The sequence below is a fragment of the Streptomyces sp. NPDC102274 genome, assembly GCF_044766385.1.
GTDB lineage: Bacteria > Actinomycetota > Actinomycetes > Streptomycetales > Streptomycetaceae > Streptomyces.
The window spans coordinates 176,192-198,218 of the sequence record NZ_JBIWLW010000001.1 but is presented as its reverse complement, the minus strand read 5'-3'; the positions used below and the strand labels follow the sequence as shown (position 1 = coordinate 198,218).

Here is a 22,027-nt window from a genome sequence, read left to right as displayed (position 1 = left end):
GAGGGCGGCGGCGCGTCCGTGCTCAGCGCCTCTGGTTCAGACGGCGCGTAGGCACCGCCGTCGAGGGATCCTCCGGCCACGGATGGCGCGGGTAGCGGCCCCGCAGCTCCGCCCGTACGGCGCGATAGCCCTCGCGCCAGAAGGACGCCAGATCCGCCGTCACCGCCGCCGGCCGGCCCGCCGGGGACAGCAGATGCACCAGCACCGGCACCCCCGCGACCTCCGGGGTCTCGCGCAGACCGAACAACTCCTGGAGCTTCACGGCCAGTACGGGCTGCGGCCCGCCGTACTCCACCCGGACCCGGGACCCGCTCGGCACCTCGATGCGCTCCGGCGCCAGCTCGTCCAGCCGCGCCGCCTCGCCCGTCGTCCAGGGCAGCAGCCCGCGCAACGCCCGGCCCGCGTCCAGCCGGCCGAGATCCGACCGGCGCCGGGCCCTGGAGAGCTCCGGCTCCAGCCACTCGTCCGCGCGTGCCAGCAGAGCGGTGTCCGACACATCGGGCCAGCCGCCGCCCAACTCCCGGTGCAGGAAGTCCAGTCGGTCGCGCAGCTGCTGCGCGTCGCGGGTCCAGCGCAGCAGCCCGAGCCCCTCGCGGCGCAGCCCGTCCAGCAGCGCCGCACGCACCAGCCGGCCGTCCGGTGCCCGCAGGGGACGTACGGACAGCTCGACCGCGCCGAGCCGCTCCACCTCCCGGGCGACGACATCGCCGCCCTCCCAGCGCACCTCCTCGCCCGCCACCAGCAGCCGGCCGGCCGCGGCCCGCGCGGTGTCCTCGTCGATGACCGCGGCGAGCCGCACCCGCGCCGAAGCGGCCGTGGCGGGACGGTCCGCGACCGCCACCGCCAGCCAGGGCGCGCCGCGCAGCCGGGAGCCCTCGCCCAGCTCGCCGCCGGTGCCCGACACCATGAGACAGGCGCCCTCACCGCGGGCCCGCGCCACGCGCTCGGGAAAGGCGAGCGCGGCGATCAGCCCGGCAGTGGCGTCGTCGGACCCTGAACCCCGGCTTCCGCGGGACGCGGTCAGTTCCGGCGCCCGCTCCAGCCGCCGTACCTCCTGGCGCCAGCGCGCCCCGTAGCCGTCCTCGCCCCTGCGGGCCGTACGCCACGCCGCCGCGAGATCGTCCCCGTACGCGCGCGGCGGCTCCTCGCTCAGCAGGGCCACCACCTCGGCCGCCCGCCGTGTACCCACCTCGGGCGCGCCGTCCAGCAGGGCGCGGGCCAGCCGGGGGTGCAGCCCGAGCCTGGCCATCCGCACGCCCCGCTCCGTGACCCGACCGCCCCCGCCGCCGTCCCCGCCCGTGTCCCCGCGCCCGTCCCCCTCCGTCGCTTCCACCGCTTCCACCGCGCCGATCGCGGCGAGCACGGAACGCGCCGCCGCCAGCGCTCCGGCGGGCGGCGGGTCCAGCAGCGCCAGCCCCGCCGCGGACGGGTCGCCCCAGCACGCGGCCTGGAGCGCGAACGCCGCCAGATCCGCGACCCTGATCTCGGGGGAGGGGAAGCGGGCCAGCCGGCTGTCCTCGGCCTCCGTCCAGCAGCGGTACACCACGCCGGGCGCCTCACGTCCGGCCCGTCCCGCCCGCTGCCGCGCGCCCGCCTGCGACACCCGTACGGTCGTCAGCGCGCTCAGCCCCCGCGCGTGATCGGTACGCGGCTCGCGCGCCAGCCCCGCGTCCACGACGATCCGTACGCCGGGCACCGTCAGGCTCGACTCGGCCACCGCCGTGGCCAGTACGACGCGACGGCCGCCCGGGGATCCCGCCGATCCCGCCGATGCCGCCGATCCCGCCAGGACCGCGTCCTGCACGGCCGCCGGCGCCCGCCCGTGCACCTGGAGGACCTCGGCCCCGGCATCCCCCAGCAGCCCCGCCACCCGGCCGATCTCCCCCACCCCGGGCAGGAAGCAGAGCACATCGCCGTCCCGTTCCGCCAGCGCCCGCCGCACCACCGACGCCACATGCGTGAGCAGCGCCGGATCGACCCGCATCCCGTGCGGCGGCCGTACGGGCTTGACCGGCGGCGCCCAGACCACCTCCACCGGATACGACACGCCCCGCGCCTCCACCACCGGCGCGTCCCCCAGCAGCCGCGCCCACCCGGCCGCGTCGGTCGTCGCCGACGCCGCGACGAGCCGCAGCTCCGGACGCAGCGCGGCCCGTACGTCCAGCAGGAACGCCGCCACCGTGTCCGCGTCCAGATGCCGTTCATGGCACTCGTCGAGGATCACCACATCGACCCCGGCCAGCTCCTGGTCGCGCTGGAGCCGCTGGAGGAGCACGCCGGTGGTCACCACCTCCACCACCGTCGCGCGCCCCACCGCACGCTCCCCGCGCACCGTGAAACCGACGCGCTCCCCGACCCGCTCCCCGAGCAGCCAGGCCATCCGGCGGGCCGCCGCGCGCGCGGCGATCCGGCGCGGCTCGGCGACGATCACCCGCCGTACCGCTCGCGCCACGGAGCCGTCCCCGAGCAGCCCGGCCAGCACCAGCGGCACCAGCGTCGTCTTGCCGGTCCCCGGCGGCGCGCACAGCACCGCGCACCCGTGCGCGTCGAGGGCCCGTTCCAGGGCGGGGACGGCGGTGTGTACGGGCAGACTGCCGAGGATGTCGTCGCGGATCACCCGCACAGTGTCGTACGGGGGCGTACGCGCGGACGACCCCGTACGGCCACCGCTCGGTCCCGTACGCGGAGTCGGTCCCGTACGCCGATCAGTCCCGTACGCAGACGAAGATCGCCGTGCCGGGGATCAGGTTCCCCCGCAGCGGGGACCAGCCGCCCCACTCCTGGGTGTTCCAGGCCGGCCACTCCGGCTCGACCAGATCGATCAGCCGGAATCCGGCCGCGACCACGTCCCGCACCCGGTCACCGACCGTCCGGTGGTGCTCCACGTAGACCGCGCGGCCCTCCTCGTCCTGCTCCACATAAGGCGTGCGGTCGAAGTACGAGGCCGCGACCGTCAGCCCCTCGGGCCCCGGCTCGTCGGGGAACGCCCAGCGGACCGGGTGCGTGACGGAGAAGACCCAGCGGCCGCCCGGCCGCAGTACCCGCCGTACTTCGCGGAACACCCCCACCTGATCGGCGACGAAGGGGATCGCGCCATAGGCGGAACAGGCCAGGTCGAAGGAGCCGTCCCGGAAGGGCAGCGCGCCCGCGTCCGCCTCCACCAGCGGGAAGCTCAGCGAACGGCCCTCGCCGATCCGCAGCGCGTGCTGGAGCTGGCGGTGGGAGAGATCCAGCGCCACCGGGCGCGCGCCCTGCGCCGCCAGCCAGCGCGAGCACTGCGCCGCGCCCGCCCCGATCTCCAGGATGTCCAGCCCCCGCAGGGACTCCTGGGGGCCCAGCAGGCCGGCCTCCACCTCGTCGAGCCCCTCCGGGCACCAGACGAAACGGTCGTCGCCGAGGAAGGTGCCGTGCTCGATCTGGTAGTCGTCCGCGTTCCGGTCCCACCAGCCGCGGTTGGCCCGGCTGCTCTCCGCGGCACCGCTTTCGCGGCGTGTCGCCTCGGGCTCCTCGGGCTCCGCCTCGGTCGCGCCCATGGGCTCGGCGGGCGCGGCCTCGAGAACGGTCTCGCGAGCGGTTTCGCGAGCGGTTTGGGGTTCGTGCTCTTGGATCATCGTGTCCGTCGTCGTAGTGTGCGATGAGTCGTCATAGGGCCGTTCTGGCCTCATGGAACGCTGGTTGTGCCGGGTATGTGAGGTTCCGCCCCCGGTGGGGGCGTTCGCGCATTGACCGTGCCCGGCTGCCCCCGTATGCTAAAGGTTGCGCTGCGGGCTTGCGCGCCTCAGACGTAGCAGCCGCGCTCGCATCTGTATGCAAGTTCCCTCGGTTGTCGAGGCGCTTTCCCTACTGTCCGGGGCCGGCGCTTCCTTGGCTGTCCGACTTCTGCAGAGGCGATACAGGCTCTCGGCGTAGCAGTACCTACGACTCACTGTCCGCACCGGAGCCCTTTCCCACATGACGAGCAGCACCGAGACCACCGCCACCACCCCGCAGGTTGCGGTCAACGACATCGGTAACGAGGAAGCCTTCCTCGCCGCGATCGACGAGACGATCAAGTACTTCAACGACGGCGACATCGTCGACGGCGTCATCGTGAAGGTCGACCGGGACGAGGTCCTGCTCGACATCGGTTACAAGACCGAAGGCGTCATCCCCTCCCGCGAGCTTTCGATCAAGCACGACGTCGACCCCAACGAGGTCGTCGCCGTGGGCGATGAGATCGAGGCCCTGGTTCTCCAGAAGGAGGACAAGGAAGGCCGTCTCATCCTGTCCAAGAAGCGTGCGCAGTACGAGCGCGCGTGGGGCACGATCGAGAAGATCAAGGAAGAGGACGGCATCGTCACCGGCACCGTCATCGAGGTTGTCAAGGGTGGTCTCATCCTCGACATCGGCCTCCGTGGCTTCCTGCCTGCCTCCCTCGTCGAGATGCGCCGCGTCCGTGACCTCCAGCCCTACGTGGGCAAGGAGCTCGAAGCCAAGATCATCGAGCTGGACAAGAACCGCAACAACGTGGTCCTGTCCCGCCGTGCCTGGCTGGAGCAGACTCAGAGCGAGGTCCGCCAGACCTTCCTCACGACCCTGCAGAAGGGCCAGGTCCGCTCCGGCGTCGTTTCCTCGATCGTCAACTTCGGTGCGTTCGTGGACCTCGGCGGCGTCGACGGTCTCGTGCACGTCTCCGAGCTGTCCTGGAAGCACATCGACCACCCCTCCGAGGTTGTCGAGGTCGGCCAGGAAGTCACCGTCGAGGTTCTCGACGTGGACATGGACCGCGAGCGTGTCTCCCTGTCGCTCAAGGCGACGCAGGAAGACCCGTGGCAGCAGTTCGCCAGGACGCACCAGATCGGTCAGGTCGTCCCGGGCAAGGTCACCAAGCTCGTTCCGTTCGGCGCGTTCGTCCGTGTCGACGAGGGCATCGAGGGTCTGGTGCACATCTCCGAGCTGGCCGAGCGCCACGTGGAGATCCCGGAGCAGGTCGTCCAGGTCAACGACGAGATCTTCGTCAAGGTCATCGACATCGACCTGGAGCGCCGCCGCATCAGCCTCTCGCTGAAGCAGGCCAACGAGTCCTTCGGCAGCGACCCGGCCTCGGTCGAGTTCGACCCGACGCTCTACGGCATGGCCGCGTCCTACGACGACCAGGGCAACTACATCTACCCCGAGGGCTTCGACCCCGAGACCAACGACTGGCTCGAAGGCTTCGAGACCCAGCGCGAGGCGTGGGAGGGCCAGTACGCCGAGGCGCAGCAGCGCTTCGAGCAGCACCAGGCCCAGGTCATCAAGTCCCGCGAGGCCGACGAGGCCGCCGCTGCCGAGGGTGCTGCCGCGCCCGCCGGCGGGGGCAGCGCTCCGGCCGCCGCGGGTGGTGGCTCGTACTCCTCGGAGTCCGCGGACAACTCCGGCGCCCTGGCGTCGGACGAGGCGCTGGCCGCTCTGCGCGAGAAGCTGGCGGGTGGCCAGAGCTGACGCTCCGGTCCCCTTCGTAGGTAGGCTGAACGTAAGGCCCGTTCCCCCCGGGGGAGCGGGCCTTACGCGTGCGTGGGCTGTGCGCGTGCGTGGATTCCTCGCGGATCGCGTGGCGGGCCGGCGGATCAGGGGGTGACGGTGATGTTCGTCAGCCCCTTGCCTCCGGTCACGGTGTTGCTGCCGTAGACGGTGGTACGGCAGCTCGAACTGTTGTTGGTGACATTGACGGCGAACTGGTTGGCGCCCGTGGAGCCGCGCAGATCCGAGGTGTTGGAACGGAACACCGTGCCGCAGCCCCAGCCGCTCTGCTGGGTGTGGGTCTCGTAGCCGTTGTTGGTGGTGTTCTTGCCGGTGTTGCCCTCGACGAGGACGTTGTTGCCCTTGACGTCGACCCAGGAGTCGTCGTAGTTGGCGCCGGTGAGGCCGCCGCCGTCGAAGGTGTTGCCGATGACGCGCGCGCCGGTGGTGCCTTCCTTGATGTCGATGTTCTCGCCGCCGACGTCCGGGCCGATGGTGTTGTTGAGGATCTGCGCGTTGTCGCTGCGGTCGGACAGCGTGTTGGCGCTGCCGACGTACACGCCCTCGCCCATGCCGCGGCCGTCGTTGCCGGTGTCGTAGATCCGTGAGTTCTTCAGGACGCCGTCGCTGCTCGACTGGCGGAAGTGCACGCCCTCCATGTCCAGGTTGTGCACGGTCACGGAGTCGATGACGACCCCGTTTGCACCGTCCGTGACGATGCCCTTCTGGGCGTCGGTGAGGGTGAGGCCCCTGACGGTCCAGTACGCGGCGCCGTTGAGGTGCAGGCCGTAGCCCCCGCCGCCCGTGGTGAGGATCGCGGCGGACGAACCGGTGAGGGTGATGCGGGAGCCGGATGTACCGGGCGTCGTCGCCTTGAAGTTCCCCTTGTACGTGCCGTCGGCGAGCTGGATCGTATCGCCGGGACGCGCCGCGGTGAGGGCCGACGTGAGCTGGGCGGCGGTCGAGACCTGGATGATCGCGGCGGCACCGGTGGGGGCGGCCCCGGCGGTCGGGGCGACGAGGAGGGACAGCGCGCCGGTGGCGAGCAGAGGGGTCAGCAGAGCAGGAAGCAGCGTGCGGATGCGCATGGGGGGCCTTCCCGTTGAGGGCCGAGTGGTGACGACTCTGTTCTCTTATGTGGACGATGGTTGTGTCCATGAACTGGCTGCTGCCCCGTGACGGTAGGGACGGGGCAGGGGCATGTCAAGGTCTGGACCAAGCCTCGGCGGTGGGGCGAGGACGAGGGCGACACGGGGTGGACGGCCGGGAGCGAGCGTCTGCCGGTACTTCTCCTCCTCGCCCGACGCCCCGCACCGTTCGGTCTCGCTCACGGGGTTAGGGCCACGGGTCGCGGGGAATGCCCGCGCCCTGTGGGGCGTTCTTCGTTACGAACACGAGGAGGAGCGGTAATCGTGCTTGATCCGCAGGGTTTGTACGAATGGGAGCCCAAGGGCCTCGCCGTCGTCGACATGGCACTGGCGCAGGAGTCGGCGGGCTTGGTCATGCTGTACCACTTCGACGGCTATATCGACGCGGGTGAGACCGGCGACCAGATCGTCGAGAACCTGCTGGAGTCGCTGCCCCACCAGGTGGTGGCCCGATTCGACCACGACAGGCTGGTCGACTACCGCGCACGGCGCCCGCTGCTGACCTTCCGGCGCGACCGCTGGGCCGACTACGAGACACCGACACTCGACGTACGGCTCGTACAGGACGCCACCGGCGCGCCGTTCCTGCTGCTGTCCGGCCCCGAGCCGGATGTGGAGTGGGAGCGCTTCGCGACGGCCGTACGGCAGATCGTGGAGCGCCTCGGGGTGCGTCTCTCGGTCAACTTCCATGGCATCCCGATGGGCGTTCCGCATACGCGCCCCGTGGGTGTGACCCCGCACGGCAACCGCACCGACCTCATGCCGGGCCACCGCAGCCCCTTCGACGAGGCACAGGTACCGGGCAGCGCCGAGTCGCTGGTCGAGTACCGGCTGATGCAGGCGGACCACGACGTACTGGGGGTCGCCGCCCACGTACCGCACTATGTCGCCAGGTCCTCGTACCCCGACGCGGCGCTGACCGCCCTGGAGGCGATCACGGCCGCGACCGGCCTGGTGCTGCCGAGCGTCGCGCACTCGCTCCGTACGGAGGCGCAGCGCACCCAGACCGAGATCGAGCGGCAACTGGGCGAGGGGGACGAAGAGCTGGTCACGATGGTGCAGGGGCTTGAGCACCAGTACGACGCGATCGCGGGAGCGGAGACCCGCGGCAATCTGGTCGCCGAGCCCGCGGAGCTGCCGTCCGCCGATGAGATCGGCCGCGAGTTCGAGAAGTTCCTCGCGGAGCGGGAGGGCGAGGGCGGCGCGTAACCCGGCGGCCCCGGCCGGGTGTTCGGCCGGTCCGAGACAGCGGCGCGGCGGCCGTACGGACTCCCTCGGGAGCCGTACGGCCGCTCGCTGTTGATGCGCCCGTCCCGCCCAGCCCCGGCCCGTCTAGGCTGACCGCATGCTGAGGTTGGGACTCACGGGCGGAATCGGTTCGGGTAAGAGCGAGGTCTCGCGTCTGCTGACCAGTTTCGGAGCGGTGCTGATCGACTCCGACCGGATCGCGCGCGAAGTGGTTGAGCCGGGGACACCCGGTCTTGCGGCGGTGGTGGCCGAATTCGGACCGGACGTACTGACTCCGGACGGCGGTCTCGACCGGCCGAAACTGGGCGGGATCGTCTTCGGCGATCCGGACCGGCTGCGCGCACTGAACGCGATCGTGCACCCGCTGGTCCGCGCACGCTCGGCCGAGCTGGAGACGGCGGCGGGACCGGACTCGATCGTGGTGCACGATGTGCCGCTGCTCGTCGAGAACGGCATGACGCCGCTGTACGACCTGGTCGTCGTCGTGGACGCCTCGCCCGAGACCCAGCTCGACCGGCTCGTACGGCTGCGGGGAATGGCCGAATCCGAGGCCCGCAAGCGGATGGAGGCCCAGGCCACCCGCGAGCAGCGCCGCGCCACGGCGGATGTCGTGATCGACAACGATGGTCCGCTGGAGCAGCTGGAACCGCAGGTCAGACGGGTATGGCAGACGCTGAGGGAGCGCGCTGCGACCGAGAGCTGACGGCCGGCGTCGGCGGATATGAGGAATAGCGTTGTCATACGCGGCGTTGAACGCGCGCAGCTAGGGAAGGATGCGACCGTGCCCGAGAGTCCGGAAACCCACGTCATCGACTACCGCGCGGCGGAGCAACTCTTGGCCGCTCGGGATCCGCGCGGGGCCGTGAAGCTGCTCGACTCGGTGATCGCGGCGCATCCGGAGAACACCGCGGCCCGGCTGCTGCGCGCCCGTGCGTTCTTCGCCGCCGCCCAACTGCGGCCCGCCGAACTCGAATTCGAGCTGGTGCTGGAGCGGGAGCCGGACAACGCGTTCGCCCATTTCGCGCTGGCCCGGACCTATGAGCGCGCAGGCCGGCCCGAGCAGGCGAAACGCCACTTCAGGCTGGCGGCGGCGCTGGATCCCAAGCCGGAGTATGTGAAGGCGGCCCAGTTCGACGCGGACCCGCACGCCGGTAACTGACAGCGGCGGCTGACGCGACTGACGTACGGCGGCTGACCGTGGCGACTGACGTACGGCGCCGGTCAACGGTGTACGGAGCCGGTCAACCGTACGGAGCGGCCAGGCGTACGGAGCCGGTCATGGGCGGTGTCCGTGCATGCTGCGATGGCGGGTCCGGCCACCGCGCTGCGCCGGGTCCGGCTCGCGCATCCATTCGCGGACGCGACTGCCGAGATCATGGTCGAGACTCCGCTCGCGATCCGGATCCGAGCCATGGCGCCCCGGCTCGTACGGCGGGACGTCCCTGCCCGGCTGATAGCGCGATCCCTGCCGGAGGTGCCGCAGGACCAGGACCAGATCCGTGACGACGATCAGCAGCAGCACACCGCAGGCGAGTGCCCACCCGAAGCGCCCTGCGATCGCGAACGCCGTCGTACCGAACGCGGTCCAGATCAGACCCCATACGCTCAGCCAGAACCGCGTTCGCAGCGCACTGCGCGCGGTGACCGGCTCATTTCCGGTGCGCATGACTTCTCCACCTCCCGAACGCCCCTAAAACCCCCTACCCGTGTTCGCGGCTTTTGACCCTCTATGTGTCGAAGGGGCACAGAGCTCAACGGAACTCATCAGTGGCCGATGAGTTCCGGGAGACCGGCCCGTCTATCTCCGTGAAGCGCGACCCGCGCCCAACGGAGGAGAACGAAACCATGTCCGACGCGTCCACCACCACGCCCGTCGTCCACACCGCCGCTGCCGCGGACGCTGTCCCGGAGGGCGCCCGTCCGTCGCGCCGGGCGCATCTCACGGCCCGCGTGCTCCAGATCGTGCTGGCGCTGTTCTTCGGGATCGCGAGCGCCGCGCCCAAGCTCATCGGTCACTCGTCCGCCAAGGAGTCCTTCGACGTGATCGGCTTCGGCGACTGGTTCATGTATATGACGGGGGCGCTGGAGCTGGCCGGTGCGGTAGCGCTGGTGATACCGATCCTGTCCGGGGTGTCGGCGCTGGCCCTGATCGGTCTGATGATCGGGGCCCTGATCACCCAGCTGACCGTGTTCGAGGGGCAGAACGCTCTCACGCCCGTGGTGCTGATCGTGCCGCTGGCCGCGATCGCGTGGGTCCGGCGCGGCCACACGGCGGGGCTGGCCGCACGGATCGGCGGACGCGGGTAGGGCTGCGTCCCGCAGCGCTGCGGGACGCCGGGGTCGGTGCCGGGGGTCGTCGGCGCCCCGGGGTCCGCGCCGGGGTCAGTGCACGATGGTGTAGCTGCGCCACGGCCCTTCGCCGGGGGCGATCCCATCGGACAGCGTGGTGGCGAGGTACGTCGTGCCCTTGCCCGTGCAGTCGGGCGTCCCGTACATCACGAAGTCGACCAGGGTGAGGTTCGTGACCGCCACGGCACCGCCGGGCGCGAGGCGGTGGCAGCCCCTGACCACGGGGTCGGAGATCTGGATGTGCCGGCCGCGCGGGGTGTCGTACGTAACGGTCCCCACCGCGGTCCGGCCGAGGCCGGAGCAGCCGGCGACGGTGACGGTCAGGAACGCGGCCCCGGCAGCGATGCCGAGGCGCCGGTGATGGGTCACGGACATGAGCGGGTCCTCGTCTGTGCGGGGTACTCGACCGCGGGGGTATGGGTGGCCGGTGTTGTTTCCGGTGTGGAGGGCGCTGTGGCCGGCGGCGCGGGTGAGCCTGCTGGTCACACTGCCGGATCCCCGGGACGGCGGCACCAGATACGCGGCCGGCCGGGCTAGGTGTGTCTTCAAAGTAGCGCAGTCCGCCCGAGGGGCGAGCAGGCGGGACTTTGTAGACACGCCCTGGGCGAGCCCGCGTCTACGGCCCGGTAATTTCCCGCCGCACGCTTCTCGACCGCCGGTCATACAAGGCATACCGTGGTTATTAGCACCTCGGTCCGGCGTCGTCAGGGGGCCCAAGATGGTCGAGGAACTGGTCATCGCTGTCATAGCGGCGGTATGCGCGTGCGGGCTGTACGCGATGGCGGCCGCACGAGTCGTCAGGCAGTACGAACGGGGCGTGGTCTTCCGCCTCGGCAGGCTCCAGGAAGGAGTCCGAGGACCCGGATTCACGACGATCCTTCCGTTCGTGGACAAGCTGCACAAAGTCAATCTGCAGATCGTGACGATGCCCGTGCCGGCCCAGGACGGCATCACGCGGGACAACGTGACCGTGCGCGTGGACGCCGTGATCTATTTCAAGGTGGTCGACGCGGCGGACGCGCTGGTCAGGGTCGAGGACTACCGGTTCGCGGTTTCGCAGATGGCGCAGACGTCCCTGCGGTCGATCATCGGCAAGAGCGATCTGGACGATCTGCTGTCCAACCGGGAGAAGCTCAATCAGGGCCTGGAGTTGATGATCGACAGCCCGGCGATCGGCTGGGGCGTGCAGATCGACCGCGTCGAGATCAAGGACGTGTCGCTGCCGGAGACCATGAAGCGGTCGATGGCGCGCCAGGCGGAGGCCGACCGGGAGCGCCGTGCCCGAGTGATCAACGCGGACGCGGAGCTGCAGGCGTCGAAGAAGCTCGCCGAGGCGGCCAAGCAGATGTCCGGCCAGCCGGCCGCGCTTCAGCTGCGGCTGTTGCAGACGGTGGTGGCGGTCGCCGCGGAGAAGAACTCGACACTTGTCCTGCCCTTCCCCGTCGAACTGCTCCGCTTCCTCGAACGCGCCACACCGGCCGAGGCGGTACAGGCCGTGCAGGCGGCCCCGTCGCCCTCTGCCGACCAGCCCGACGGCTCCCCTGCTCCCGCTCCCGCCATCGAACCGGAGACGGCCGCCACCGAAGCCGGCGCACCCGAAGCAGGCGCACCGGATCTCGCCGCACCCGACCTCGCCGCGCGGCCCAAGGTGCCGTCCGTACCCACGTCGGCGGCGCCCCTGGACGAGACGCCACCGAAGCGGCAGGACGCGCAGCCGGTCTGAGCCCGTTCCTCGCCGCCCGTTCCCCAGTACGCGTTACTCAAGATCTCCTCCGCAAGGTCCGTCCAGGATCGGAAACCCGGACGATCCCACGGTGGCACGGTCGCGCACCGCGGGGTCGTCCGTTGCGCTGCCCGCCCTCGGACCACCCGCTGAGCTGCGGAAACGTGATGCCGAGATCGACCTGTCAGACCCCCGGCCTAGACTCGCAGAGGAATCAGATCCTGAGGTGATCCCGGGCCGGGAGGGAGTCGGTGACCATGACGCGATCCGTGCATATCCCCACGCATTCGTCCGCGCATGCCGCGACGGCGGCCCTGGCCCGCTGCGCCGCCGTCTTCCTGCCCGCCGGACTGCCGCGTGAGGGGCGGGTCGCCTTCTGGTCCCCGGAGGGGGAGTTGCCCGCCGGTGCCCTCGGGGAAGCCGGTACGGCACCGGGTGCGTCGGGTGATCCGGGTGGGACCGGGCTCGGGCCGAGGGAGCTGACGGTCGTACGGCGTCGAGGCGACGGCGGCTATGGCGGCTATGGCGGCGACGACGGCGACGGTGAGGCGGGCGGGGACGGCGAGAGCGGCGAGGATGGCGGGAACGGGGACGATGTCCATACGCGCGCCGTCCCCGCCGTGCTGCTGTCCGTCGCCGATGCCATCCCGCTGCTGGTGCGCGCCCGGCGCGACAGGGCCGCGCATCCCGCCGCCGCGTGCTGGGGCGCCGCCGCGCTGCACGCACTCCAACTGGCCGGGCGCGGCAGACTGCTGCCCGGTCTCACCGCGTCCGACCATGACGCCTGGCGCGCCGGGCCGCTCGACGCCGATGACATCGCGCAGTTGAGAGCCATCGCCGCGGCCATGCCTCCCGAGGCCCATGCCGTACCGGTCCCTGATCTGAGCCCGCTTCAACTGCCCGACCCGGAAGCGCTGGTACGGGCGTTCCTCGACGCGGTGGCGGATTCCCTGCCGCGTACGCCCGCCGCCGCCTACGCCGCGGGCGCGCCGTTCGCCGCCCGGGAGGCGCAGCATCTGCCGGGCGCCCGGACCTGGGCCGCGGAGGCGGCGGCCGGTATGGACGCGGGGGTACGGGTCTCGCTGCGCCTCGACCTCTCCGCGTACGACCTCTTCGATCAGGCGGAGACGGACCCGGTCTCGGATACGGAGGCGGATTCCGGCCGGGCTGAACGTGCGGGACGTGCCCCCGGTACCGGCGCGAATGTCGCGCCCGGCGCCGAGGAGGCGCAGGTCACCCGGCGGGCCGGGGCCGCGCTGGTCCAGATCCACAGCCTGGCCGACCCGACCCTGGTCATCGATGCCTCAGGGCTCTGGGCGGGCCACGGCGACGAGAGCTTCGGCCCGCGCGCCCGGATCGACGCGATGCTCGCCCTGCGCCGCGCGGCCCGCGTCTGGACCCCGCTCGCCCGGCTGCTGGAGCGGGACATCCCCGACGCACTGCCGCTCTCCGAGGACGAGTTGTACGAACTGCTCGGCCCGGGGGCGGCCCGCCTCGCCGCCGCGGGGGTCGCCGTCCACTGGCCGAGGGAGCTGGCCCGTACGCTGACCGCCGCGGCGGTCGTCCGCCCCGCGCCCGGCCCGGCCACCGACGGCACCCCGTTCTTCGACAGCGCGGAACTGCTCAAGTTCAACTGGCAGTTGGCACTCGACGGCGATCCTCTCAGTGAGAAGGAGATGGACGCGCTCGCCGAGTCGCACCGGCCGATCGTGCGGCTGCGCGACCAGTGGGTCGTTGTCGACCCGGCCCTCGTGCGGAAGGCGCGCAAGCGGGAGCTGGGCCTGCTGGAGCCGGTCGACGCACTCGCCGTCGCGCTGACCGGCACCGCCGAGGTGGACGGCGAGACGGTGGAAGCGGTCCCGACCGGTGCGCTGGCCGCGCTGCGCGACCGTCTCACCACCGGCCCGGCCGCGATCGCCCAGCCGCCCGCCCTCGCGGCCACCCTGCGCGACTACCAACTGCGCGGTCTCGGCTGGCTGGATCTGATGACCTCGCTCGGTCTCGGCGGCTGCCTCGCGGACGACATGGGTCTCGGCAAGACGGTCACGGTCATCGCCCTCCATCTGCACCGGGCCCGAACGGCCCCCACCCTTGTCGTCTGCCCCGCCTCCCTCCTGGGCAACTGGCAGCGTGAGATCACCCGCTTCGCGCCCGGCGTTCCCGTACACCGCTTCCACGGCACCGGGCGGAGCCTGGCCGGGGTCTCGGAGGACGGGATCCCCGGCGGCTTCGTGCTCACCACATACGGCACGATGCGCAGCAGCGCCGACGCGCTGGCCGCCCACGGGTGGGGGATGGTCGTCGCCGACGAGGCCCAGCACGTCAAGAACCCCTTCTCGTCCACGGCCAAGGCGCTCCGTACGATCCCGGCGCCGGCCAGGGTGGCGCTGACCGGCACGCCCGTCGAGAACAATCTGTCCGAGCTCTGGGCGCTGCTCGACTGGACCACCCCCGGTCTACTCGGCCCGCTCAAGGCGTTCCGGGCGCGGCACGCGCGGATCGTGGAGAACGTCGAGAACGCGAAGAGCGCCGACATCAAGGACGTGGACAACGCGGAGGCGGTGGAGCGGCTGTCCCGGCTGGTCCGGCCGTTCCTGCTGCGCAGGAGGAAGTCCGACCCCGGCATCGTGCCCGAGCTGCCGCCCAAGACGGAGAGCGATCACCCCGTCGCGCTCACCCGCGAACAGGCGTCGCTCTACGAGGCGGTCGTCCGCGAGACGATGGCCGCCATCGAGGCGGCCGAGGGCATCGCGCGCCGCGGCCTCGTCATGAAGCTGCTCACCGCCCTCAAACAGATCTGCAACCACCCCGCGCAGTATCTGAAGGAGGACGCGGCCCGGCTCCCCGGCCGTTCAGGCAAGCTCGCCCTCCTCGACGAACTGCTCGACACCATCCTCACGGAGGACGGCTCGGTCCTCCTCTTCACCCAGTACGTATCGATGGCGCGGCTGCTCTCCGCACATCTCACGGCGCGCGCCGTCCCGTCCCAGCTCCTGCACGGCGGCACGCCGGTCGACGAGCGCGAGCGCATGGTGGACCGGTTCCAGTCCGGCGAGGTGCCGGTCTTCGTCCTTTCGCTGAAGGCGGCGGGCACCGGTCTCAATCTGACCAGGGCCGGCCATGTCATCCACTTCGACCGCTGGTGGAACCCGGCCGTGGAGGAACAGGCCACGGACCGCGCGTACCGCATCGGCCAGACTCAGCCCGTGCAGGTCCACCGGCTGATCGCGGAGGGCACAGTCGAGGACAGGATCGCCGAGATGCTCTCGTCCAAGCGGGCGCTGGCCGACGCGGTCCTCGGCTCGGGCGAGGCGGCCCTGACCGAGCTGACCGACCGGGATCTCGCGGATCTGGTCTCCCTGCGGAGGCTGTCATGACCGCCCGCCGCGCCCCCGTCCCGCGGCACGACGACCGTCGGCGTACATTCCCCGCGCTGCCCCCGCGACCCGCCGCCAAGGGGGACTTCGCCACCACCTGGTGGGGCAACGCGTGGGTGGAATCCATGGAGGACACCGCTCTCGACACGGCCCGCCTCCAGCGCGGCCGTGCCTACGCGGGCCGCGGCCATGTCGACGCGATCACCGTCACGCCCGGCCGGGTCATGGCGTACGTCCACGGTTCGAGGCCCCGTCCGTACCGTACGGAGATCCGTCTCCGTACCCTCGACGACACCGGCTGGGAGGATTTTCTCGACGCCGCGGCGGCCCGCCCCGACCACATCGCCGCGCTGCTCGACAAGGACATGCCGCACACCCTCGCGGCCTCGGCGGATCTCCTCCCCACCGGCGGCGATCTGACCCCCGACTGCTCCTGCCCGGACGACGGTTACCCGTGCAAGCACGCCGCCGCCCTCTGCTACCAGACAGCGCGACTCCTCGACGAGGACCCGTTCGTCCTGTTCCTGATGCGCGGTCGCGGTGAACACGAAGTGCTGGCCGATCTCACCCGGCGCAACGCCACCCGCTCGGCGGCCGAACGGACCACCGCCGCGCCGCCGATGCCCACGGTCGAGGCACGCGTCGCCCTCGCGCCACGTACCCGCCCGGTGCTTCCGCCGCCGTTCCCCGTCCCGGCGCAGCCCGGCCGACCACCCGTCTATCCGCAGACCCCCGGCGCGCCCGACCCGCTCGCTCTCGACCTGCTCGCCACCGAAGCGGCGGCCCGCGCCCATACGTTCCTGACCACCGGCCTCGACCCCATCGGCGCTCTCACGCCCTGGCAGGACGCGGTCCGGCTGGCCGCCGCCCACCCCGGCTCCGGGCTGACCGCCTCCACTCGCGCCCTCTACCGGGACCTGGCCACCGCGCTCGACCGCACCCCCACCGACCTGGCCCGCGCCGTGGCGGCCTGGCGCCAGGGCGGCCTGGCGGGCCTCGCCGTCCTGGAAGAGCCCTGGGACCCGCCCGCAGGCCCCTTCGACCGCGCCCGCCCCGCCCTGGCAGCCGCCGACTTCCCCCACTTCCGCCCCTGGCGCAACCGCCTCTCCACCTCGTCGCTTCAGCTCCGCTTCGGCCGCGACGCCCTCTGGTACGGCTATGAGTCGGACCGGGACCGAGAGGACTGGTGGCCCAGAGGGACCCCCGACACCGACCCGGTGGGCGCCCTGACGGCCCTGCTCGGCCGGTGACGCAGAGGGGCAGCGCGGAGGGGTGATGCGAAGAAGTGGTGCGGAGGGGCAGTGCGGAGAGGTGGTGCCGAGGGGGCTTTCGGAACGACCGAAGCCGGGAGTACGGGACGACCGCGCCGTACCGCTGCGCGGTCCCTCTCCGTACCCCCGGCCTCGTCGCCCGCGACGTCCGCCCGCTCCGTAGGTCTGATCTCCCCACGGGGTCAGGCGGAGTCGGCGGTCAGGCCGTGTGGAGTGTCAGGCCGTAGCGGCCCAGGATTTCGTTGATCGGCTGGTACCAGGTCTCGCCGCCGCTGCTGCAGTTGCCCCAGCCGCCCGAGGTCACGCCCTGGGCCTGGTCGCCGCTGATGAAGGAGCCGCCCGAGTCGCCGCCCTCGGCGCAGACGCTGGTCTTGGTCATCTGGTGGACGGCGCCCTGGCTGTAGTTGACGGTCTCGTTCTTGGCCAGGAGGTTGCCGCAGCGCCAGTGGGTCGTGGAGCCGGAGCGGCAGATCGAGGCGCCGATCGGGGCCTCGTTGGAGCCGCGGACCAGCTGGTCGGAGACGGAGCCCCAGCCGAGGACCACCGGGACGGTCCACCAGCCGCTGCCGACGTTCACCCACGCGTAGTCGTTGTCGGGGAAGGAAGAGCCCTGGAAGTTGCCGATGTACGAGCCGTCCCAGCCGCTCACCGAGGCACCGGCCTGGCCGCAGTGGCCGGCCGTGACGAAGCCGCCGTGTACGGAGAAGCCGATGGAACAGCGGACGTTGCCGGTGTAGTACGGGTCGCCGCCGACGGTGCCCGCGGCGAAGGTCCGGGGAGCCTGGGCGGTCTCCTTGACCGTGACGGGGCCCGCCTGCCGGGCGCGGTCGAGGAAGTCACGGACATCGTTGTCGTTCTTCTGTGCCGAGACGACATTGACCACGACGCGGTTGGCCTTGGGGTCTACATGCCAGCTGCTGACACCGGCCGGCGCGGAGAGCGCGTCGATCCGCTCCTTGGCCGCGTCGAGCTGCCGCGCGCTGTGCTTGACGAGCTGTACGGTCGCGCCGGTCGCCCGTACGGCGTCGGCCTTCTGGGCGCTGGTGACCGTGACGGTCAGCGTGCCGCTGTCCGGGTTGAACCAGGAGCCGCCGTACGAGGCTCCCGCCGCGCGCTTCGCCTTGCCCTCGACAGCCGTCGCCGTCTTCTCCGCGGCCAGACGAGCCTTGGCCTGACTCTCCGTCAGGCCGAGATCCTTCTGCATGGCGGTGAGCAGACCGGCGGACGCCGGGGCTTCGGAGGTGGGGGAGGGGGCCGCGGCGGCCGGTGCGAGCCCGGCGGCGGCCCAGGTGCCGAGGAGGAGGAGTGCGGACAGACCGGTGCGTATCACTGTCGTACGTCTCAAGGGATGTGGCCCTTCTGTGTTCCAGCATGGTGGGGGTGGAACAGCAGGCGCCTGAGAGCGCTCTCAGGCGGTGCCAGCCGGAGCGTAGCCGAGGATCATGAGCAGGTCCATGCCAAGTGGAAGGATCGGGTGAACCGGCCGGTCGGTGCCCTTGGTCATCTCCACGCGGGGGCGTGCCCCGACCGGCACGCGGGGGTGTGCCCCGACCGCCGCCGTCAACAGCCGCCGCTCGTCGGGCGGTTCGGGCCGGGTTGTTCGCGGCGGGTTGTTCGGGCCGGGCGGTTTACGATGGGATCATGGCAATCACGGAATCCGGCACGTCACCGCAGTCGCTCTACGATCCGACGGGTGAGCTGCTGGCGGATCCGTACGAGGTGTACGCACGGCTCCGTGAGACCGCGCCCGTCCAGCGGATCGTCGGGCCCGACGGACGGCCCGCCTGGATCGTCACGCGCTACGAGGATGTACGGCAGTGGCTCGCCGATCCCCGGCTCTCCCTCGACAAGAGCCGTGCGCTGCCCGGCGGTTACCGGGGCTTCGGACTGCCGCCCGCCCTCGATGCCAACCTGCTCAACATGGATCCGCCGGACCACACCCGTATTCGGCGCTTCGTCGCGCGGGCGTTCACCACGCGGCGGATCGAGGAGCTGCGGGTGCCGGTCAGACGCACCGCCGACGAGCTGCTCGACGCCCTCGAATCCGGCGGTCGTGCCGATCTGATCGCCTCGTACGCCGCACCGCTGCCCATCGTCGTCATCTGCGAACTGCTGGGTGTGCCCCCGCGTGACCGCCGTGACTTCCGGGAGTGGACGGACGCACTGATCGCACCCGATCCCGCGCGGCCCGAGCGGATGAAGGAGGCGATCGTCGGCATGCTCGCCTTCTTCACCGAACTGCTCGCCCACAAGCGGGCCGAGCCCGGGGACGATCTGCTCTCCGCGCTGATCGCGGTGCGTGACGAGGGTGGAGAGACCGGCGACGAGACGCCAGGTGACGCGGGGGCGTCGAGTGGCGACGGCGGCGACCGGCTCAGTGAGGACGAGCTGATGTCGCTGGCCTTCCTCATCCTCTTCGCCGGGTACGAGAACACCGTCCAGCTCATCGGCAACTCCGTCCTCGCCCTGCTCCAGCACCCCGAGCAACTGGCGGCGCTGCGCGCCGAGCCGGGCAGGACGGCCGCGGCGGTCGGGGAGTTCGTACGGTACGAGGGGCCCGCGCTGCTGGCGATCCGACGGTTCGCGGTCGAGGATCTGACCATCGGCGGGGTGACGGTCCCGGCGGGCGAGACCGTCATGCTGTCCCTCGCCTCCGCCAACCGCGACCCGCACCGCTTCGCCGACCCCGACCGGCTCGACCTCGACCGTGATACGGCGGGACAGGTGGCCCTCGGGTACGGCATCCACTACTGCCTCGGCGCGCCGCTCGCCCGGCTGGAGACGGAGATCGCGCTCAACGCGCTGCTGGAGCGTTTCCCGCGGCTGGCGCTCGACGTTCCGTACGAGGAATTGCGGTGGCGCCCCTCGCCCCGTGCCCGGGGCCTGATCGCGCTGCCCGTACGGTTCTGAGTCGCCCGGTTCTGAGCCGCCCGGTACTGAGCCCTCAGGTTCTGAGCCGTCAGGTGCCAAGCCCTCCGGCGAACCGGTAAGAACCGGTAATTCGTTCGATGGCGGGTGTTGGCCTTGCTAACGTCCCCGTTGTGGCGAAACTCAATCAGATCATCGCAGTGGAGAAGGGCGTCAAGTCCAAGGCGCATCAGGACCTGACGGCGGCTCATCACGGCTTCCAGAAGCCGGCGTTGCTGGCGGGTATCTCGCGTACGTACCAGACGAAGGACGAGGAGGGCGAGCAGCTCCCGCCCGAGTCCACCCGGGTCCAGGTCAAGGCCGAGGACGTACTGCGCGAGACCGCGAAGACCCTGACACGGCTGTTCGATGTGACCGCCACCAAGGACTGGGCGAACTGCACGGCGCGCGCCGATGTCACCGTCGACGGACGGGTGCTGGTGAGCGACGTGCCCGTGGCCTATCTGCTCTTCCTCGAAAAGCAGCTGACGGACCTGAACACCTTTGTGCGCAAGCTGCCGGTGCTCGACGCGTCGGAGTCCTGGAGCCAGGATCCGTCGACCGACGCGTGGAAGACGGAGGCGGTCCGGACGCTCCGTACGAAGAAGGTCCCCCGTAACCATGTGAAGGCCGAGGCCACGGAGAAGCACCCGGCCCAGGTCGAGGTGTACTACGAGGACATACCGATCGGGTACTGGACCACGGTGAAATTCAGCGGCGCGCTGCCCGCACGGCGGGTGAACGAGCTGCTCGACCGGGTCGAGAAGCTTCAGCAGGCGGTCAAGTTCGCCCGCGAGGAGGCCAACGGCGCGGAGGTCACCGACCAGCGGGTGGGGGACGCTGTGTTCGGCTACCTGTTCGGGTAGCCTCAATGATTCCCCGGCCTGCCCTTGAGGGCGGCCGGGGTGCGCGAGGAGCGCAAGCTGAAACTGAGGCTTGTCGTGACGACGCGGTTCCAGTGGGGGTTCGAGTCCTCCCCGCGGCACATCCGCAAGGATGGACGGGCCGCGGTAGCCCAACGGGCAGAGGCAGACCGCGATCAATCTCAGACTATTGCTCCAGACTCAGCATTCGCCGCCGATCGCCGGATCGAACGGGCCCAGGCCCCGGACGTCGAAATGCCGGTTCAAGTCCGGCCTGCGCAGCTCGATGCGCGGTGGTCCAAAGGCAGGACGCGACGACTTCATGAATGACCTGGGTTCTTAAACGTGCCGGCGTGCCACATGGGCGGCATCTCAGGGCCCGGGGGCCGGCTACGCCCCCGGGTCCGCTCCTTTGTTGTCACGGGTACACAGGTGCGCCGGTCATTGTCGGTAGCCGCTCAGGAAGCGGCCGATCCGGCTGATGGCCGCGTCGAGATCGTCCGCGTAGGGAAGCGTCAGGATCCGGAAGTGGTCGGGGCGCGGCCAGTTGAACCCCGTGCCCTGTACGACCTGGATCTTCTCCCGCAGCAGCAGATCCAGCACGAACCGCTCGTCGTCGTGGATCTTGTGCACCTCGGGGTCCAGCCGGGGGAAGGCGTACAGCGCGCCCTTCGGCTTCACGCACGAGACCCCGGGGATCTCGTTGAGCTTCTCCCAGGCGCGGTCGCGCTGCTCGTACAGCCTGCCTCCCGGCGCGGTGAGCTCCTTGATGGACTGCCGGCCGCCGAGCGCGGCCTGAATGGCGTACTGCGCGGGCGCGTTGGGGCAGAGCCGCATCGAGGCGAGCATCGTCAGGCCCTCAAGGTAGCTGCGGGCGTGCTGCTTGGGGCCGGTGACCACGAGCCAGCCGGAGCGGAAGCCCGCCACGCGGTATGTCTTCGAGAGCCCGCTGAAGGTGAGGACCACCAGATCGGGGGCGAGGGCCGCGGCGGTGTGGTGGACCGCGTCGTCATAGACGATCTGGTCGTAGATCTCGTCCGCGAACACCATGAGCTGATGACGGCGGGCGAGATCGATGATGCCCTCGATGATCTCGCGCGGATAGACCGCGCCCGTGGGGTTGTTGGGGTTGATGATCACGACGGCTTTCGTACGGTCGGTGATCTTCGACGCCATGTCGTTCAGATCCGGGTACCACTCCGCGGACTCGTCGCAGAGATAGTGCACGGGACGGCCGCCCGCCAGCGTCGTGACAGCGGTCCAGAGCGGGAAGTCAGGGGCCGGGATCAGGACTTCGTCGCCGTCCTCCAGGAGCGCCTGGACGGCCATGGAGACCAGCTCGGAGACGCCGTTGCCGAGGAACACGTCATCGACCGTGACCTCGGGCAGCCCCAGGGTCTGGTAGCGCTGGGCGACGGCGCGGCGCGCGGAGAGGATGCCGCGCGAGTCCGTGTAGCCGTGCGCCCGCGGCAGCATCCGGATCATGTCCTGGAGGATCTCCTCCGGCGCCTCGAACCCGAAGAGCGCGGGGTTGCCGGTGTTGAGACGCAGCACGCTGTGGCCTGCCTCCTCCAGGGCGTCGGCGTGCTCGATCACCGGGCCGCGGATCTCGTAGCAGACCTCGCTGAGCTTGCTCGACTGCCGGAATTCCATGCGGTGGCCT

The 22,027-nt window shown here is 71.0% G+C and carries 16 protein-coding genes and 1 pseudogene; 10 read left to right on the top strand and 7 right to left on the bottom strand.

All coding sequences use genetic code 11. The annotated features are described in order from the left end of the window. Positions 1 to 22: 22 nt before the first annotated feature. Together hrpB and ACIRQP_RS00895 are read right to left on the bottom strand one after the other, a co-directional pair. A complete protein-coding gene (hrpB, locus tag ACIRQP_RS00900; protein ID WP_403881342.1) occupies positions 23 to 2,617 on the bottom strand; it encodes an ATP-dependent helicase HrpB in 2,595 nt (864 codons plus the stop codon). 88 nt (positions 2,618 to 2,705) lie between these two features. Further along, positions 2,706 to 3,533: a class I SAM-dependent methyltransferase gene (locus tag ACIRQP_RS00895; RefSeq protein ID WP_403882088.1), complete on the bottom strand. Its 828-nt coding sequence runs from the start codon at positions 3,531 to 3,533 to the stop codon at positions 2,706 to 2,708. 418 nt (positions 3,534 to 3,951) lie between these two features. On the opposite strand from ACIRQP_RS00895, the gene rpsA reads away from it, so the two are divergent. Next, the gene (gene rpsA / locus ACIRQP_RS00890; protein WP_351396244.1) at positions 3,952 to 5,460 is read left to right on the top strand and encodes a 30S ribosomal protein S1; all 1,509 of its coding nucleotides are present in this window, start codon (positions 3,952 to 3,954) and stop codon (positions 5,458 to 5,460) included. Positions 5,461 to 5,585: 125 nt separating this feature from the next. Here the strand turns inward: rpsA and ACIRQP_RS00885 are convergent, their stop codons facing one another. Beyond that, on the bottom strand, positions 5,586 to 6,566 hold the full coding sequence (locus tag ACIRQP_RS00885; protein WP_403881338.1) for a sheath polysaccharide-degrading enzyme: 981 nt from the start codon (positions 6,564 to 6,566) through the stop codon (positions 5,586 to 5,588). A 324-nt stretch (positions 6,567 to 6,890) separates the two neighbouring features. Here ACIRQP_RS00885 and ACIRQP_RS00880 point away from each other — a divergent pair, with 324 nt between their 5' ends. The 3 genes from ACIRQP_RS00880 to ACIRQP_RS00870 all read left to right on the top strand — a co-directional run bounded on the left by ACIRQP_RS00880 (position 6,891) and on the right by ACIRQP_RS00870 (position 9,033). Next, a complete protein-coding gene (locus ACIRQP_RS00880; RefSeq protein WP_030353625.1) occupies positions 6,891 to 7,835 on the top strand; it encodes a PAC2 family protein in 945 nt (314 codons plus the stop codon). 136 nt (positions 7,836 to 7,971) lie between these two features. Next, the gene (coaE, locus tag ACIRQP_RS00875) at positions 7,972 to 8,577 is read left to right on the top strand and encodes a dephospho-CoA kinase (RefSeq protein WP_403881335.1); all 606 of its coding nucleotides are present in this window, start codon (positions 7,972 to 7,974) and stop codon (positions 8,575 to 8,577) included. Between the two features lie 78 nt (positions 8,578 to 8,655). After that, the gene (locus ACIRQP_RS00870; protein ID WP_403881332.1) at positions 8,656 to 9,033 is read left to right on the top strand and encodes a tetratricopeptide repeat protein; all 378 of its coding nucleotides are present in this window, start codon (positions 8,656 to 8,658) and stop codon (positions 9,031 to 9,033) included. 261 nt (positions 9,034 to 9,294) lie between these two features. Here the strand turns inward: ACIRQP_RS00870 and ACIRQP_RS00865 are convergent. Then, positions 9,295 to 9,540: pseudogene (locus ACIRQP_RS00865) on the bottom strand (DUF6343 family protein); the annotation flags it as partial. Between the two features lie 179 nt (positions 9,541 to 9,719). On the opposite strand from ACIRQP_RS00865, the gene ACIRQP_RS00860 reads away from it, so the two are divergent. Next, complete coding sequence (locus ACIRQP_RS00860; RefSeq protein WP_403881329.1) at positions 9,720 to 10,181, top strand: DoxX family protein; 462 nt, start codon at positions 9,720 to 9,722, stop codon at positions 10,179 to 10,181. A gap of 75 nt (positions 10,182 to 10,256) precedes the next feature. On the opposite strand, the gene ACIRQP_RS00855 is transcribed toward ACIRQP_RS00860, so the two are convergent. Continuing rightward, the gene (locus ACIRQP_RS00855; protein ID WP_403881325.1) at positions 10,257 to 10,598 is read right to left on the bottom strand and encodes a hypothetical protein; all 342 of its coding nucleotides are present in this window, start codon (positions 10,596 to 10,598) and stop codon (positions 10,257 to 10,259) included. A gap of 343 nt (positions 10,599 to 10,941) precedes the next feature. Between ACIRQP_RS00855 and ACIRQP_RS00850 the strand changes: the two genes are divergently transcribed. From ACIRQP_RS00850 to ACIRQP_RS00840, 3 genes are all read left to right on the top strand, one after another. Continuing rightward, entirely contained in the window at positions 10,942 to 11,946 is a 1,005-nt protein-coding gene (locus tag ACIRQP_RS00850) for an SPFH domain-containing protein (protein WP_403881322.1), read from the top strand. Positions 11,947 to 12,203: 257 nt separating this feature from the next. Next, a complete protein-coding gene (locus tag ACIRQP_RS00845) occupies positions 12,204 to 15,323 on the top strand; it encodes a DEAD/DEAH box helicase (RefSeq protein ID WP_403881319.1) in 3,120 nt (1,039 codons plus the stop codon). Continuing rightward, positions 15,320 to 16,573 carry an SWIM zinc finger family protein gene (locus ACIRQP_RS00840; RefSeq protein ID WP_403881315.1) on the top strand — a complete coding sequence of 418 codons (1,254 nt, stop codon included), beginning with the start codon at positions 15,320 to 15,322 and terminating at the stop codon, positions 16,571 to 16,573. The genes ACIRQP_RS00845 and ACIRQP_RS00840 overlap by 4 nt, the downstream gene beginning before the upstream one ends. A gap of 220 nt (positions 16,574 to 16,793) precedes the next feature. On the opposite strand, the gene ACIRQP_RS00835 is transcribed toward ACIRQP_RS00840, so the two are convergent. Continuing rightward, a complete protein-coding gene (locus tag ACIRQP_RS00835; RefSeq protein WP_403882085.1) occupies positions 16,794 to 17,924 on the bottom strand; it encodes a S1 family peptidase in 1,131 nt (376 codons plus the stop codon). Between the two features lie 311 nt (positions 17,925 to 18,235). On the opposite strand from ACIRQP_RS00835, the gene ACIRQP_RS00830 reads away from it, so the two are divergent. Next, entirely contained in the window at positions 18,236 to 19,504 is a 1,269-nt protein-coding gene (locus tag ACIRQP_RS00830) for a cytochrome P450 (protein WP_403881312.1), read from the top strand. Between the two features lie 131 nt (positions 19,505 to 19,635). Beyond that, positions 19,636 to 20,367: a hypothetical protein gene (locus ACIRQP_RS00825; RefSeq protein ID WP_403881309.1), complete on the top strand. Its 732-nt coding sequence runs from the start codon at positions 19,636 to 19,638 to the stop codon at positions 20,365 to 20,367. A gap of 438 nt (positions 20,368 to 20,805) precedes the next feature. Here ACIRQP_RS00825 and ACIRQP_RS00820 read toward each other — a convergent pair whose 3' ends face one another. Beyond that, the gene (locus tag ACIRQP_RS00820) at positions 20,806 to 22,017 is read right to left on the bottom strand and encodes a pyridoxal phosphate-dependent aminotransferase (RefSeq protein ID WP_403881307.1); all 1,212 of its coding nucleotides are present in this window, start codon (positions 22,015 to 22,017) and stop codon (positions 20,806 to 20,808) included. Positions 22,018 to 22,027: the final 10 nt, after the last annotated feature.